The sequence below is a fragment of the Streptomyces sp. NPDC052299 genome, from assembly GCF_040679335.1.
Lineage (GTDB): Bacteria > Actinomycetota > Actinomycetes > Streptomycetales > Streptomycetaceae > Streptomyces.
In genome coordinates this window covers 415,292-428,975 of sequence record NZ_JBFAUP010000004.1, presented here as the reverse complement: position 1 = coordinate 428,975, position 13,684 = coordinate 415,292, and the positions used below count along the sequence as shown (strand labels likewise).

The window sequence follows — 13,684 nt, the reverse complement described above, 5'->3', positions numbered from 1 at the left end:
GTTGATAGGCCAGATGTGGAAGCCCGGTAACGGGTGGAGCTGACTGGTACTAATAGGCCGAGGGCTTGTCCTCAGTTGCTCGCGTCCACTGTGTTAGTTCTGAAATAACGAACGGCCGTGTTTTCATCCGGTGTTCTTAATTTCATAGTGTTTCGGTGGTCATTGCGTTAGGGAAACGCCCGGTTACATTCCGAACCCGGAAGCTAAGCCTTTCAGCGCCGATGGTACTGCAGGGGGGACCCTGTGGGAGAGTAGGACGCCGCCGAACAATCATTGTGGGGAAGCCCCGTGCCGATGGCACGGGGCTTTTCTGCGTTTCAGCCCGGGGAAACCAGGCGGGTGTCGTACGCCAGGATCACCGCTTGGACGCGGTCCCTGGCTCCCGTCTTGGCGAGAATGCGGGAGACGTGGGTTTTCACCGTTGACTCCGCGAGGTGAAGGCGTTCGGAGATCTCGCTATTGGTCCATCCCTGGCCGATCACCGTAAGGATCTCCCGTTCCCGGCCGGTGAGTCCGGCGATACGCGGATCCTGGGTGGCCGGCTCGCCCGGGGCGGCCGGCAAGTGCTGTACGTACGCGTCCAGGAGACGGCGGGTCAGGCTCGGGGCGACCACCGCGTCGCCGAGGGCCACGGCCCGGATGCCGGACAGCATTTCCTCCGGCAACGCGTCCTTGATCAGGAAGCCGCTGGCGCCGGCGCGGAGACCGTCGTACGCGTACCGGTCCAGGTCGAATGTCGTGACGATCAGGACGCGGGTGCGGGAGCCGGCCCTGATGATGCGTCGCGTCGCCTCTATGCCGTCCAGGAGCGGCATGCGGATGTCCATCAGTGCCACGTCCGGCTGGTGCCGGGCGACGAGCTGGAGCGCTTCGTGGCCGTTGGCGGCCTCGCCGACGACCGTCATGTCGTCCTGGCTCTCCAACAGCATGCGGAAGCCGAAGCGTTGCATCGGCTGGTCGTCCGCGATGAGCACGGTCGTCACGAGGGGGAGTCCTCCAGGGGAAGCCGGAGCCGAACCCGCCAGCCGCCTTCGGCGGACGGGCCGGCTTGGAGTGTGCCGTCGTACAGGGAAGCGCGTGCGCGCATCCCGGTGATGCCCTGTCCGGTGCCTGCGGAAGTCCGCTCGCCCGGAGGCGCGGTGCCATTGTCCGTGACGACGGCTTCCAGCGCGTCCGGCCGGTAGGTGAGAGTGACCTCGGCCCTGAGCGAAGGTGCGGTGCCCGCGTGCTTCAGCGTGTTCGTCAGGGACTCCTGCACCACCCGGTAGACCGTCAGCTGGCGCCCGGGAGTGGGCGGATGGGCCGGAGGCGTACCCCGTACAGCAAGACGTACCGGCAGGCCTGCCCCGCGTACGCCCTCCAGGAGCGCGTCGATGTCGTCCAGGGTGGGCTGCGGGGTGCGGTCAGCGGTCTCCGGCTGGTCGCGCAGCACGCCCAGGAGGCGCCGGAGTTCGGCGAGGGCCTGGCGGCTCGTGGTGCCGATGGCTTCCAGCGCCTGGGCCGCGCGCTCCGGGCTGCGGGCCGCCGCGTACGAGCCGCCGTCGGCCAGGCCCGTGATGACGGAGAGGTTGTGGCCGATGATGTCGTGCATCTCCCGGGCGATCCGGGTCCGTTCGGCGGCCGCGGCCAGCCGGGCCTGCTGGTCGCGTTCGCGTTCCAGGCGGTCGGCCCGGTCGAGAAGGGCCTCGGTGTACTCCTTGCGCGTACGCACCAGGATTCCGGCCAGGGCGGCGATCGCGAACATCCAGACGTGCGGGAGCACGAGGCGGCTCCAGACCTCCGGGAACCGGCCCGACGCGATCACCAGTGGTGCCGCGACCAGGGCACCCGACCAGGCGAGGGTCCGCATCGGGAGGCGCACCGCGATGTTGAAGACCACGATCTCCTGGAGCAGCGACGCCTGGATGACCGCGCCCGTCCACACGTTGGCCAGTGAGAACGGGGCCATGAAGGCGAGCACGGCCAGCGGGTGGGTGCGGCGCCACAGCAGCGGGGCGGAGAAGGCCACGCTCATGGCGAACACCAGCGGCTCCGGCACGTGCGGGTCGACGGCGACCGTGCGCCAGCCGCCCGAGGAGACGTCGAGGACGGCGAAGAGGACCCAGAACGTAGTCAGGACGCCGTTCCAGACCGACGGCCGGTGGCGGTCGAATGCGCGGATGCGCTGGAACAGTCGCTGTATGTGCCCCGTGAGCGGGGTGGGGGCGGACGGAGGAGCCGGTGCCCTCGGCTCGTCGGTGGTGTCCGCCATCGGTGCCTCCCCCGTACCCGGCCGCGTACGGCTCATGCGTCGCGGCGCCGCAGGAGTACGGCCGCCGCGACCAGTGTGGCCGAGGCCCACAGGGCGAGGGCGAGCAGGGCCGGGCCCGGGGACGCGGCGTCCGGGAGCGGGGTGGCGGAGCCGAGGACGCCCGCGGCCTGGGTGGGGAAGTAGCGGACGGCGGTCTCCACCGCGTCGTACGGGAGCATGGTCAGCACCTCGGGGAGGATCATCACACCGCCGATGAACGCGCCGATCGCTCCGGGGACCGAGCGCAGGAGCGCGCCGAGGCCCAGGGCGATGAGGCCGAGGAGGGTGGTCCCGGCGGCGTTCCCCGCTACGGCGCGCAGTATGCCCGGATCGGTGAGGGAGGCGGCCTGGTCCGTGTCGTGCAGGAAGAGCTGGGCGACGACGAAGGTGAGCAGCGCGGTCGCGAACATGGCGGCGAACACGGTGACCGTGAAGACGGCGGCCTTCGCCCACAGCACCGGGAGGCGGCGCGGGACGGCGGTCAGCGAGGCGCGGATCAGGCCCGAGGAGTACTCGCCCGCTGTGACGAGGATGCCGAGGACCACCGTGCAGAGCGACGCGAGGAGCGATCCGTAGAGGACGAGGATGACGGTGTCGATGTCCGAGTCGCCGCCGTCGGAGGTGTAGGTGGTGCCCATGAGGACACCGACGCCGAGGACGAAGGCGGCGGCCAGGCCCAGGGTGATCCAGCTGGAGCGCAGGGTGCGCAGCTTGTGCCATTCGGAGCGCAGCACCCGGGCGGGGGTGACGCGGTAGGCGTGGGGAAGGGCCGTGGTGGTCATGCGGGGGCTCCGGTCGGTTCGGCGGCGCTGGTCCGGTAGTCGACGGACTCCTGGGTGAGGTCCATGAACGCCTGCTCCAGGGATGCGGTGCGCGGGGTCAGTTCGTAGAGGGGGATGGCATGGGCGGCGGCGGTGCGGCCGATGTGTTCGGCGTCCGTCCCGCGTACGTCCAGCCGGTCGGAGCCGGGTGTGGTGGTGATCTCGACGCCGGGGCCCCGCAGCAGGTCACGCAGGTCGATGGCCCGGGGGGTGCGGACGGAGACGGAGCTTCCGCCCGCCGTGGCGGTGAACTCGGTGACGGTGGTGTCGGCGAGGAGGCGGCCGCGGCCGATGACGACCAGGCGGTCGGCGGTGAGGGCCATTTCGCTCATCAGGTGCGACGAGACCAGGACCGTGCGGCCCTGTGCGGCGAGGTCGCGGAGGAGGGTGCGGATCCAGAGGACGCCCTCGGGATCCAGGCCGTTGACGGGCTCGTCCAGGATCACGGTGGCGGGGTCTCCGAGGAGGGCGGCGGCGATGCCCAGACGCTGGCCCATGCCGAGCGAGAAGCCCTTGACCCGTTTCCCGGCGACGGCGGTGAGGCCGGCCAGGTCCAGTACGTGGTCCACATGGGTGCGTGGGATGCCGTGGGTGTGGGCGAGCGCCATCAGGTGGTGGAAGGCGGTGCGGCCGGGGTGGACGGAGCGCGCCTCGAGCAGGGCACCGACCTCGGTGAGGGGAGCGCTGTGGGAGGTGTACGCGCGGCCGCCGATCGTGGCGCGGCCCCGGGTGGGTGCGTCCAGGCCGAGCAGCATGCGCATGGTGGTGGACTTGCCGGCGCCGTTGGGGCCGAGGAAGCCGGTGACCGTGCCCGGGTGGACGGTGAAGTCGAGGTCGTGGACGACGGTGGTGTCCCCGTAGCGTTTGGTGAGTGCGTGTGCCCTGATCATGCGGTCGACGCTACGGAGCGGGCGCGGGCCGGTCGTCGGACCGGAGGCGGGAGGTGCGAGGGCGCGTAGTACCGGGGTACGACAGCCGGTGGAGGGGGCGAATCCGTTTGCGCGGTCTCGGGAGCGCGGGTCAGGATCGGGGCATGGACTACGTGATACGGCCGGTGCGCGCCGACGAGTGGCGGTCGGTGAAGGATCTCCGGCTGGCCGCCTTGCAGGACCCGGCCGCGCCCGTGGCGTTCCTGGAGACGTACGAGCAGGGGCTGAAGCGGTCCGACGAAGCGTGGCGGGAGCGGACGGTGGACGCCTCCGAGGACGGTGCGGGCGAGGTGCGGCAGTTCGTCGCGGAGGACCCCGACGGTGGCTGGGCGGGTTCGGTGACGGTGCTCGTGGAGGGGCCGGACATCGAGGCGCGGTTCGGTGAGGCGGCGTCGGTGAACCAGGGCCACCTGGTCGGCGTGTTCGTGCGGCCGGAGGCGCGGGGCGCGGGGGTCGCGGACGCGCTGTTCCGGGCGGCTGTGGACTGGGCGTGGTCGCTGCAGGCGCCGCGGCTGGAGCGCGTACGGCTGTATGTGCACGAGAACAATCCGCGCGCCGAGGCGTTCTACCGCCGGTTCGGGTTCGTGCCGACGGGGGAGACGGTGGCGATGCCCGGGGACCCGACGGCGCGTGAGCTGGAGTACGCGGTGACGCGGCCCTGAGGCCGTGCCCGCTGTTCAGAGGCTGCTGGGTGTCCGGAGCTGTTGCGTCCAGTGCGAGCGTGCCTGTTCCGGGGAACGGAGCAGGGCGATGGTGGACAGGCCCTGGGTCTGGCCGGATCTCAGCAGTTCGGGCAGGCGGGGGAGTGGGGCGACGGCCGCGACGTCGTCGAGGACGAGGGTCATTGGTGGGTCGAGCCGGCCGTCGGATGACCGTGCGGCCATGCGGCGGCCGTGCTCGACCACGTCTGCGGCGAGCGCGGTGAGCAGGGGCATCGTCCCTGGACCGGATCGTGGGGTCTCGATGGCTTCGCCCACCACATAGAGGCTGCCCCCTTCGTCCGCGAAGGAATCCAGTGCGAGCGCATCTGCTCGATTTGGTGTGCAGGCGTCGCGCACGTGGACGGAGGAGAGGGCGCCGAACGCGCGCACCGTCAGTTCCTGGGCCATCTCGCGGCGTTCGGGGTGGCCGGTGAGCGCGGACTCCAGGAGTCCGGCGAGCCCGGGGGCGGCCTTCGGGTGGGTGCGCAGCAGGCGGACCGGTTCGTGGGCGTTGCCGCCGAGGGCCCAGCGGTGGACCTGGCGGAAGGGGCGGTCGTCGATGGCGGCGGCGTGCAGCCAGCAGCGGAGGAGGGTTTCCGCGATGTCGGCCGTCGCCGAGTCGACGCGGGCCTGTGGGCGGACGGGGGCGAGCAGCGCGCCCGCGCGGGCCGCGGCCCGGTCGGCCTGTGCACAGCCGGTGGTGGGTGCCCAGTGCAGCCGGGCCGGGGTGTCGCAGAGGTGGCCGGGGTCGTAGACGAGGACGGGGCCGAGCTTGGCGCGGGCGTCCTTGGTCTCGGCCCAGAGGGTGGGGTCGGAGGTCACGACGAGCACCGGGCCGTCGGCCTCGCGGATGGCCTGGACGGCGGTGGCCCGGCGGGTGGTGGCGGGGCCGTAGAGGACGAGGGGGGTGCGGGGGGAGGGGACGGTCGCGGGGAGCGGGGCGGTGGGTGCCGTTCCGGCGTGGGCGGTGTCCGTGGGGTCCGTGGTGTCCTGCGGTGTGCGCCGTGGATTTCGGGTGGTGGGTGCTTCGGGGGCGGCTTCGGCGGGAAGGGCCGTGGTCTGCGGTGCGGTTTCGGTGCGGTGTTCGGCGGGAACGGGGGTGGCCGGCGCGGGGACTGGGGCGGTCTTGCGCAGGGCGTCGGGGGCGGTGGGCTCGGGGGCCGGTTCCGGCTCGGGGAGCGCCGACTCGTACGCGTGGTCCCGCTGCTTGCTCCACCGGCCGGGCTTCCGGGCCTTGCCCTGTGCGAGCTTGCGCCGTGCGCGCTCCTCGCGGTGTGCCTGTTCGAGGAGGGCCAGTCGCTCCGCGCGTTCGGCGCGGCGGCGGGCCCGCACGGCGCGCCAGCGGGTGATGACGCCCATCACGAACACCGTCAGCACCACGAGCACCATCAGTTCGCCGATGAGCAGGCCCCAGAACAGCCCGTAACCGGAGAGCTGGCCGGGCGGGGTGCCGGGCCAGGCAGCGGGCAGGTCGTGCGGGGCCTCCAGCAGGCGCCGGAGGGCCAGGGGTGTCTCCGTCGGCGTGACGCCGTCGGGCCAGGCGCCGTGGGCGAGGAGGCCGGCGAGTCCGGTGGCCGCCCAGGCCAGCAGCGTGAGTCCGAGAAGGAAGGCCAGCAGTCCGACGAGCAGGCCGTCGGGGATGCCGCCCCCCTTGCCGTCGCCGGACCGTCCCCCGTCGCTCCCTGCCATGTCATGCCACCGTTGACTCGGACGACTCGTTCAGTCGCTGCTGGTTCTCGATCCTGGCCGCGCGTTCCTCCGCTTCGAGGTCGGCGGCTCTTACGTCGTCCGGGAGCAGGTCGCTCGCGGACGACTCGGTCATGGCGCGGTCGGTGAAGACCAGGGGGCGTTCGGCCTCGGTGATCAGGTGTTTGACGACCTGTACGTTGCCGTTCACGTCCCAGACCGCGATGCCCGGGGTGAGGGTGGGGATGATTTCGACGGCCCAGCGGGGCAGGCCGAGGACCCGGCCGGTGGCTCTGGCCTCGTCGGCCTTCTGGGCGTAGATCGTGCGGGTGGAGGCCATTTTGAGGATGGCGGCGGCCTCGCGGGCGGCGGCGCCGTCGACCACGTCGCTGAGGTGGTGGACGACGGCGACGAAGGAGAGGCCGAGGCGGCGGCCGAACTTCAGCAGGCGCTGGAAGAGCTGGGCGACGAAGGGCGAGTTGATGATGTGCCATGCCTCTTCGACCAGGAAGATGCGCTTCTTGCGGTCGGGCCTGATCCAGGTGTGTTCGAGCCAGACGCCGACGATCGCCATCAGGATGGGCATGGCGATGGAGTTGCGGTCGATGTGTGAGAGGTCGAAGACGATCAGGGGGGCGTCCAGGTCGATGCCGAAGGACGTCGGGCCGTCGAACATGCCGCGCAGGTCGCCGTCGACCAGCCGGTCGAGTACGAGGGCGACGTCCAGGCCCCAGGCGCGTACGTCGTCTATGTCGACGTTCATCGCCTGGGCGGATTCCGGTTCGGGGTGGCGCAGCTGCTCGACGATGTCCGTGAGGACGGGCTGGCGGTCGGTCGTCGTGGCGTTGACGTAGGCGTGGGCGACCTTGAGGGCGAAGCCGGAGCGTTCGTCCAGGCCGTGGCCCATCGCGACTTCGATGATGGTGCGCAGCAGGGCGAGCTGGCCGGTGGTGGTGATGGCGGGGTCGAGCGGGTTGAGCCGGATGCCGCCGTTGAGCGCGGAGGTGGGGTCGAGGCGGATGGGGGTGAGGCCGAGCTCCTGGGCGATGAGGTTCCACTCGCCGACGCCGTCCTCGCCCTGGGCGTCGAGGACGACGACCTGGCGGTCGCGGAAGCGGAGCTGGCGGAGCACGTACGTCTTCTCCAGCGCGGACTTGCCGTTCCCGGACTCGCCGAGGACCAGCCAGTGCGGGGCGGGGAGCTGCTGTCCGTAGAGCTGGAAGGGGTCGTAGATGTAGCCCTTGCCGGAGTACACCTCGCGGCCGATGATCACGCCGGAGTCGCCGAGGCCGGGGGCGGCGGTCGGCAGGTAGACGGCCTGGGCCTGGCCGGTCGAGGTGCGGACGGGCAGCCGGGTGGTCTCCACCTTCCCGAAGAGGAAGGCGGTAAAGGCGTCCGACAACGCGGACAGCGGATCTCGCATGGCGTGACTGACCTCCCTCTCGGTGTCGCGGACTGGTGGCTAGCGGCGGATGCCGGTGGCGAACGGCAGGGTGTTGACGAAGGCGCGGTGGTGCTCGCGGTCGCACCATTCGAGCTTGAGGTACGACTTTCCGGCCGAGGCGCGGATGGTGCGCTTGTCGCGGGCGAGGGCTTCGGGGGAGCGGGACGACACGGTGATGTACCCCACGAGGTTGACGCCGGCGGCGCCGCTGGCGAGGTCTTCACCCCGTTGGTCGAGGCGGCCGTGGGCGGCGATGTCGCGGGGGTCGACGGTGCGGTTCATCTTGGCCTGGCGGCTGGCCTCGGCGTCGTCGTTGGTCTTCTCGGTGAGCATGCGCTCGATGGCGATCTCGGTGGGTTCGAGGTCCATGCAGACCGCGACGGTGCGGATGACGTCGGGGGTGTGGACGAGGAGGGGGGCCAGGAAGTTGACCCCGACGGGGGTCATGGGCCATTCCTTCACCCAGGCCGTGGAGTGGCACCAGGGGGCGCGGGTGGACGATTCGCGGGTCTTGGCCTGGAGGTAGGTCGGCTCGACGGCGTCGAGCTCGGCGGGCCAGGCGTTGCGCTTCGTCATGGCCTGGATGTGGTCGATGGGGTGGTCGGGGTCGTACATGGAGTGGACGAGGGAGGCCAGCCGGCTCTGGCCGAGGGGCTGGCGGACCCGGATGTCGGCTTCGGCGAGGCGGGCGCAGATGTCGGTGAGCTCGCGGGCCATGACGACGGCGAGGCCGGCGTCGCGGTCGAGCTTGCGTCCGGAGTGCGGGCGGGCGGCGCGGGCCATGGCGTTGGCCTCGGCGGCGAGCTCGCGGTTGAAGTGCATGCAGGCCACGAGGTAGGCGCGGTGCTGTTCGCTGGAGGTGGAGACCATGGACTGGAGCTGGTCGTAGGAGTCCTGGAGCCAGCGGGGGGACGCCTTGTCGCCGCGCTGGGCGACGTCCTTGGCGTGGGCGTCGGGGTCGGCGGGGAGGGTGCGGGCGAGCATCTGGAGGCGGGTGACGAAGCCGTCTCCGTTGGCGACGTGCTTGAGGAGGGTGCCGAAGCGGTCGACGAGGGCTTCCTGGTCCTCGCTGTCGCGCAGGCCGACGCCCGGGCCCTCGATCTCGATGGCGGCGGTGACGGTGCGCCGGTCGGCGTGGAGGAGGACGGCGATCTCGTCGGGGCCGAAGGGGGCGGAGAGCCAGTTGATGCGGCCGATGCCGGGGGGCGGGCCGATCTCGATCTCGCGGCCGTCGGCGCGGGTGCCGGCTTCCATGGCGCTGGAGCGGTAGGTGGTGCCGCGGCGGAGGGAGCGCTTGTAGCTGCGGTTGATCTCGAACCACTTGTAGAAGGTCCGGTGCCGGTACGGGACGTAGACCATGGCGATGGCGAGCAGCGGGAAGCCGGTGAGCAGCACGATGCGCAGGGAGAGGAAGGGGATGAGCAGGCCGCTCATCATGCCGAGGAACGCGCCGGCGATGATCAGGGCGATTTCGCCCGTCTCGCGGTTCTTGCCGACGATCGCGTTCGGCCGGGCGCGGCCGATGAGATACGTACGGCGGGGCGCGATGGGATGGGACTGTGTGCTCAACGCCCGCCACCTCCTGTGCGGTTGTTACCTGTGCTGCCTGGTCCGCCGCGGGTGCCGCGGCTGCTGTGGGGGGTGCCGGCGGTCGGGGCGGAGCCGCTGCGGGGTGAGGGTGCGGCGGAGGGGGTGCCGGGGTTGCGGGAGCTGTGGGCGGCGACTCCGCCGCTGACCGGGTTGGCGGGGCGGCCACCGCCGCTGCTGGTGTCGCCGCCGTTCTGGCCGCCGCGGCTGCTGTGGGTCTTGATGCCCTGGGAGACGAGGGCGGCGGGGGAGCTGATCATGGCGGCGGCCTGGGAGCCGTCGGTGGCCTGTTTGCGGTTGGTACGGGCGCCCTGGATCTCGTCGCCGAAGCCGGGGACGAAGCGGTAGATCATGGCGGAGGCGAAGATGGCCAGCAGGATGATGGCGAGGCCGGAGACGACGGCGGAGAAGGCGTCGGGGCCGTCGTCGGAGGAGAGTGCGCCGGCGAGGCCGAGGACGACGACGATGACGGGTTTGACCATGATCACCGCGATCATGATGCCTGCCCAGCGGCGTACGTGTCCCCACATGTTCTTGTCGACGAGTCCGGCGTAGACGGCGGTTCCCAGCAGGGCGCCGACGTAGAGCAGGGCGGCGCGGATGACGAGTTCGAGCCAGAGGATGCCGGCGGCGAGGATGGAGACGAGGGAGACGACGATCAGCATGATCGGGCCGCCGCCGATGTCGGAGTCCTTCTTGAGGGCCTGGGCGAAGGAGCCGAAGAAGACGTCGGTCTGGCCGCCGGACGAGGAGGCGATGACTTCGGTGACGCCGTCGGTGGCGGAGACGATGGTGTAGAGGATGAGAGGGGTGAAGGCGGAGGCGAGGACGGTGAGCCAGAGGAAGCCGATGGCCTCGGAGATGGCGGTGGTGAGGGGGACGCCGCGGATGGCGCGCTTGGCCACGGCGAGGAGCCAGAGGACGAGCGTGAGGACGGTGGAGGCGGCGAAGACGATGGCGTACTGCTGGAGGAAGCGGGTGTTGGTGAAGTCGACGTTGGCGGTCTCCTTGACCGCGTCGCTGAGCTTGCCGACGATCCACGCGGCGGCGTCGGCGCAGCCGCGCCCGAGCGAGGTGAGCGGGTCGAGCGCGGGGTCGGTGCTGGCGGGCGGGGTGGACTTGGGTGAACTGGCGCTTCCGCCTTCGCAGTAGTCCTTGGCGAGCCCCACGATGAGGTCGCACGCGTCGTTGCCCTCTTTAGTGGGCGACGGGGACGGCGATGGTGCCGCGGCGGCCCGCGAGGCGAGCAGGACAATTGCGGGAAGGACGCCCAGTGTGGTGGTCAGGGAGCGCATGCTCCGGCGACGGCTAGCGGGCATAGACGAATCCTCCGTATCCCTCTACCGCGCCGGCGATTTCGTCGGCGGAGGAGGCCCGGTTGTCACCGCTGACGGGAGTTGGCCCTTCTGCCTGACTCGACGACTCGATCTTCCAGTCGTTGCCGATCCACTTGAGCTTCTCCGAGATCGTGAACCAGGTCTCGGTCACAGGCTTTGTGGACCCCTCACCGGCCATTCCGACGAGGCCGGTGCACCAGACCTCGACCGTGGCCGAGTCCGTGGTGTGCTCGACCACCTTTGTTCCCACCGGGACCGTGCGGGAGACGAACGTCAAGCCGCTGGGAGCATGACCGTCTTCGTCCAGACCGACGTTCTTGAGGAAGTCCGGGGAATAGGCGGCATCGAGATCTGCGGTCAGCTTCCCGACAACGGCCGGGTCGTGGGTGGCCTGCACGATGGCCTGGCGGGATGAGTCGATGAACATCTCGGCAGACCCGAGGGCCACCGCGAAGTTGGAGGCCGCGCTCTCCGCCCCCTGTCGGTCGTGGGCGAAGCCCGAGGGGATGGTGCCGTTCTTGCCTGTTACCGGCTTCGTGCCCGTGGGGGACGTGGGCGCCGTGTCCGCCTTGTTGCCCGACGTCGTGTTCGACTTGCCGTTCGAGTCGCCCTTGTCGCCGCCCATGTTGGCGAAGGCGATGGCGCCCAGGAGGAGGATCACCACGCCGGCGAACGTGATGAGGGAGCGGGAGTTGCGGGCCGGGCGGCGGGGGCCGTAGGGGTCGCCGGTGGGGCCGTCGGGCAGGCGGGTGCGGGTCTGGCGGGTGCCGCCGATCGTGCTGTAGGCGTCGCTCGTGCGTCCCGCGTCGTTGCCGTAGCCGTCCTCGTCGCCGAGACTCATGCCGCGTACGCCCCCTCAACCGTTGCTTGAACCACGTCGTAGTACGACGGTAGCCGTGCTGCTCTCCGCGCGGACGCGGTGTGGTGACTCGACATCAGGGGTACGCAACCTCTGCCGGTGGGCACGACGGACGGATGGGAGGGGTGGGGCGGACGAGCCCCGGGTGCAAGGGTGACGCCCGGTCAGACGGCCATCCCGTAGACAATGGTGAACAGGGTGCCGAGTGATCCGATGATGAACACACCGGTCAGCCCGGCCACGATCAGCCCCTTGCCCTGTTCCGCGCTGAAGGTGTCGCGCAGAGCCGTCGCGCCGATCCGCTGCTTGGCCGCCCCCCAGACCGCGATGCCGAGGCACAGCAGGATGGCGATCGCCATCACCACCTCGATCATCACGCGGGCCTCGTTGCCCAGGGTCCCGAACGGGCCCCAGTTCGGGGCGATTCCGCCGATGATGGTGGTGATGTCGCCCTTTTCAGCTGCCAGGATCATGTAAGTCACCGCCCCTGTTGGGTAGTTCACCGCCCGTACCGCATGGCACGGGTCACTCTCTATCTTCGCTGATGAAACTGGATTCGTACGACGGCTTCACGGCTCTCTTTACCCGGATCTCGCACATTTGACCGGTCTGACCGCCCTGACCTGCGGATCGAATCGGTGTGTGGGCGAAATGCGTATGGTTACTCTGTGTATCACGGAGAGTGACGCCGGGCAATGATCGTCATCGGGCCAGGCTGGCCGAGATGTCCCGCAGTGGCCGATTCACGCACCTCGGGGCGGGTGAGGTGAGGCGGGAGCGCCCGACGGGCGCAGCAGTGGGTGGCGTGGAATCGGTGGGCGGGGCGGCGTCTTCCAGTGCGACGGTGGCCGAAAGTCACACCAGGAGCCGTCGAAGGGAAAGGTTCCGGCCTCGGCGAGCTGTGCGACCGTCGTTCCTTCGGACCGGATCGCCTGCGCTTCCTCGGCCGTCCAGTACGCGGGGTGGCCGGTCTTCTCGGCGAAGGACCGTTCGTCCTTCCAGCTCCACGTCCTGTCCGGGGCGACGTTGATGTCCAGTTCGTGGTCGGCGATGTCGATGTCCGCCCCGTGGTGCACGCGCCGTTCGAGGTTGACGTACCAGCCGCGGAACTTGTGTCTGCGGCCGAAGAGCCACAGCACCGAGTGGGCCGCCCCCGTGGGCTGGTAGAAGAGGGCGTCGCCCATCGGCCAGCGGCCCGCGACGACGGGGAAGCCCTCGGCCGGGCGCTCGTGCGGGTCGATGTCGCGCAGGTGGGTCACGCCGCGCGGGAGGGCGGTGCGCCACATCGGGGTGCCCGATTTCATCCACACCAGTTGCCCGGTGTCCGTTCGTTCGACCAGGCGCACGGGTACGCAGGCGCTGAGGTGGCCGCCTATGAACAGGTTCCAGCGCAGGATCTCGCCCGCCGTGCCGTTTGTGGTGTCTCTGTTGTCCTCTTTCACGCGATTGATCATTCCCGCCGCGCGCACGCCGGACACGTACGGGCGCGGTGCCCACCGATGAACGGCGGGCACCGCGCCCGTACGTGTCCGTTGGAATCAGGACGGCTCGTCAGATGCGGCTGCACTCGTCGTAGCCGGGAGTGACGGGCTTGAAGTACCAAGCGAGCGCGTCCCTGGTGTTCGGTCCGTAGATGCCGTCCGCGCCGGTGCCTGCCCTCTTCTGGGCGCGGATGAGGGCCAGGCGGGTGTTCTCGCCGAAGTCGTTGTCCACGGAGAGCTTCTCCCCGTAGCACTTGTTCAGCGTCAGCTGGAGCGCACCCACGGCCGAGCTGTGGGAGCCCTTGCTCATCTGGCAGGTTTTGTTGGTGCCGTACGACGGGATCTTCGCCTCGCCGGCCCACTCGATGAAGCTGCCGCGGACGGTGACCGTCGAATTGCACCAGCCGATCGCCGCCGCCGGTGTGGCGGTCAGGAGGCTGCCTCCCATGGCCGCCAGCACCATGGCGCCGGTGGCGAGTGCGGCCTTCGTGCGGGTCGTGCGGGTCCTTGCCATGTTCCTTCTCCTCGGTGTGTGTGGGTGTGCGGGTC

The 13,684-nt window shown here is 70.4% G+C and carries 13 protein-coding genes and 1 rRNA gene; 2 read left to right on the top strand and 12 right to left on the bottom strand.

Annotated features, from left to right (window positions below):
• Nucleotides 1-151 precede the first annotated feature (151 nt).
• Nucleotides 152-268 (top strand): 5S ribosomal RNA (rrf, locus tag AB0L33_RS09850).
• Nucleotides 269-317: 49 nt separating this feature from the next.
• Here rrf and AB0L33_RS09845 read toward each other — a convergent pair.
• The 4 genes from AB0L33_RS09845 to AB0L33_RS09830 are packed head-to-tail and all read right to left on the bottom strand — an operon-like array spanning nucleotide 318 to nucleotide 4,001.
• The gene (locus AB0L33_RS09845) at nucleotides 318-983 is read right to left on the bottom strand and encodes a response regulator transcription factor (protein WP_365679414.1); all 666 of its coding nucleotides are present in this window, start codon (nucleotides 981-983) and stop codon (nucleotides 318-320) included.
• Nucleotides 980-2,251 (bottom strand): histidine kinase, encoded by a 1,272-nt coding sequence (locus AB0L33_RS09840; protein WP_365679412.1) that lies wholly within the window; start codon nucleotides 2,249-2,251, stop codon nucleotides 980-982. Before AB0L33_RS09840 ends, AB0L33_RS09845 begins: the two co-directional genes overlap by 4 nt.
• Before the next feature lie 32 nt (nucleotides 2,252-2,283).
• A complete protein-coding gene (locus AB0L33_RS09835; protein WP_365679410.1) occupies nucleotides 2,284-3,072 on the bottom strand; it encodes an ABC transporter permease in 789 nt (262 codons plus the stop codon).
• Nucleotides 3,069-4,001, bottom strand: a complete 933-nt coding sequence (locus tag AB0L33_RS09830) for an ATP-binding cassette domain-containing protein (RefSeq protein WP_365679408.1) — start codon at nucleotides 3,999-4,001, stop codon at nucleotides 3,069-3,071. Before AB0L33_RS09830 ends, AB0L33_RS09835 begins: the two co-directional genes overlap by 4 nt.
• Before the next feature lie 143 nt (nucleotides 4,002-4,144).
• Here AB0L33_RS09830 and AB0L33_RS09825 point away from each other — a divergent pair, with 143 nt between their 5' ends.
• The gene (locus AB0L33_RS09825) at nucleotides 4,145-4,702 is read left to right on the top strand and encodes a GNAT family N-acetyltransferase (protein ID WP_365679406.1); all 558 of its coding nucleotides are present in this window, start codon (nucleotides 4,145-4,147) and stop codon (nucleotides 4,700-4,702) included.
• 15 nt (nucleotides 4,703-4,717) lie between these two features.
• Here the strand turns inward: AB0L33_RS09825 and AB0L33_RS09820 are convergent, their stop codons facing one another.
• The 8 genes from AB0L33_RS09820 to AB0L33_RS09785 form a co-directional block, all read right to left on the bottom strand.
• Nucleotides 4,718-6,430 carry a type VI secretion protein gene (locus AB0L33_RS09820; RefSeq protein ID WP_365679404.1) on the bottom strand — a complete coding sequence of 571 codons (1,713 nt, stop codon included), beginning with the start codon at nucleotides 6,428-6,430 and terminating at the stop codon, nucleotides 4,718-4,720.
• Between the two features lies 1 nt (nucleotide 6,431).
• A complete protein-coding gene (locus AB0L33_RS09815; RefSeq protein ID WP_365679402.1) occupies nucleotides 6,432-7,850 on the bottom strand; it encodes an ATP-binding protein in 1,419 nt (472 codons plus the stop codon).
• Between the two features lie 39 nt (nucleotides 7,851-7,889).
• Complete coding sequence (locus AB0L33_RS09810) at nucleotides 7,890-9,440, bottom strand: SCO6880 family protein (protein ID WP_365679400.1); 1,551 nt, start codon at nucleotides 9,438-9,440, stop codon at nucleotides 7,890-7,892.
• Complete coding sequence (locus tag AB0L33_RS09805; RefSeq protein WP_365679398.1) at nucleotides 9,437-10,777, bottom strand: hypothetical protein; 1,341 nt, start codon at nucleotides 10,775-10,777, stop codon at nucleotides 9,437-9,439. Before AB0L33_RS09805 ends, AB0L33_RS09810 begins: the two co-directional genes overlap by 4 nt.
• A complete protein-coding gene (locus AB0L33_RS09800; protein ID WP_365679396.1) occupies nucleotides 10,767-11,636 on the bottom strand; it encodes a hypothetical protein in 870 nt (289 codons plus the stop codon). The genes AB0L33_RS09805 and AB0L33_RS09800 overlap by 11 nt, the downstream gene beginning before the upstream one ends.
• A gap of 182 nt (nucleotides 11,637-11,818) precedes the next feature.
• Entirely contained in the window at nucleotides 11,819-12,127 is a 309-nt protein-coding gene (locus AB0L33_RS09795) for a hypothetical protein (protein WP_018101695.1), read from the bottom strand.
• Nucleotides 12,128-12,397: 270 nt separating this feature from the next.
• The gene (locus AB0L33_RS09790) at nucleotides 12,398-13,096 is read right to left on the bottom strand and encodes a DUF402 domain-containing protein (RefSeq protein WP_365679394.1); all 699 of its coding nucleotides are present in this window, start codon (nucleotides 13,094-13,096) and stop codon (nucleotides 12,398-12,400) included.
• Nucleotides 13,097-13,205: 109 nt separating this feature from the next.
• Entirely contained in the window at nucleotides 13,206-13,649 is a 444-nt protein-coding gene (locus AB0L33_RS09785) for a peptidoglycan-binding domain-containing protein (protein WP_365679392.1), read from the bottom strand.
• Nucleotides 13,650-13,684: the final 35 nt, after the last annotated feature.

Excerpts from the sequence above, each read along its gene's own strand:
- AB0L33_RS09835 (WP_365679410.1), bottom strand. The coding sequence starts at position 3,072 with ATGACCACCACGGCCCTTCCCCACGCCTACCGCGTCACCCCCGCCCGG.
- AB0L33_RS09825 (WP_365679406.1), top strand. The coding sequence starts at position 4,145 with ATGGACTACGTGATACGGCCGGTGCGCGCCGACGAGTGGCGGTCGGTG.
- AB0L33_RS09800 (WP_365679396.1), bottom strand. The coding sequence starts at position 11,636 with ATGAGTCTCGGCGACGAGGACGGCTACGGCAACGACGCGGGACGCACG.
- AB0L33_RS09830 (WP_365679408.1), bottom strand. The coding sequence starts at position 4,001 with ATGATCAGGGCACACGCACTCACCAAACGCTACGGGGACACCACCGTC.
- AB0L33_RS09805 (WP_365679398.1), bottom strand. The coding sequence starts at position 10,777 with ATGCCCGCTAGCCGTCGCCGGAGCATGCGCTCCCTGACCACCACACTG.
- AB0L33_RS09815 (WP_365679402.1), bottom strand. The coding sequence starts at position 7,850 with ATGCGAGATCCGCTGTCCGCGTTGTCGGACGCCTTTACCGCCTTCCTC.
- AB0L33_RS09840 (WP_365679412.1), bottom strand. The coding sequence starts at position 2,251 with ATGGCGGACACCACCGACGAGCCGAGGGCACCGGCTCCTCCGTCCGCC.
- AB0L33_RS09820 (WP_365679404.1), bottom strand. The coding sequence starts at position 6,430 with ATGGCAGGGAGCGACGGGGGACGGTCCGGCGACGGCAAGGGGGGCGGC.
- AB0L33_RS09795 (WP_018101695.1), bottom strand. The coding sequence starts at position 12,127 with ATGATCCTGGCAGCTGAAAAGGGCGACATCACCACCATCATCGGCGGA.
- AB0L33_RS09785 (WP_365679392.1), bottom strand. The coding sequence starts at position 13,649 with ATGGCAAGGACCCGCACGACCCGCACGAAGGCCGCACTCGCCACCGGC.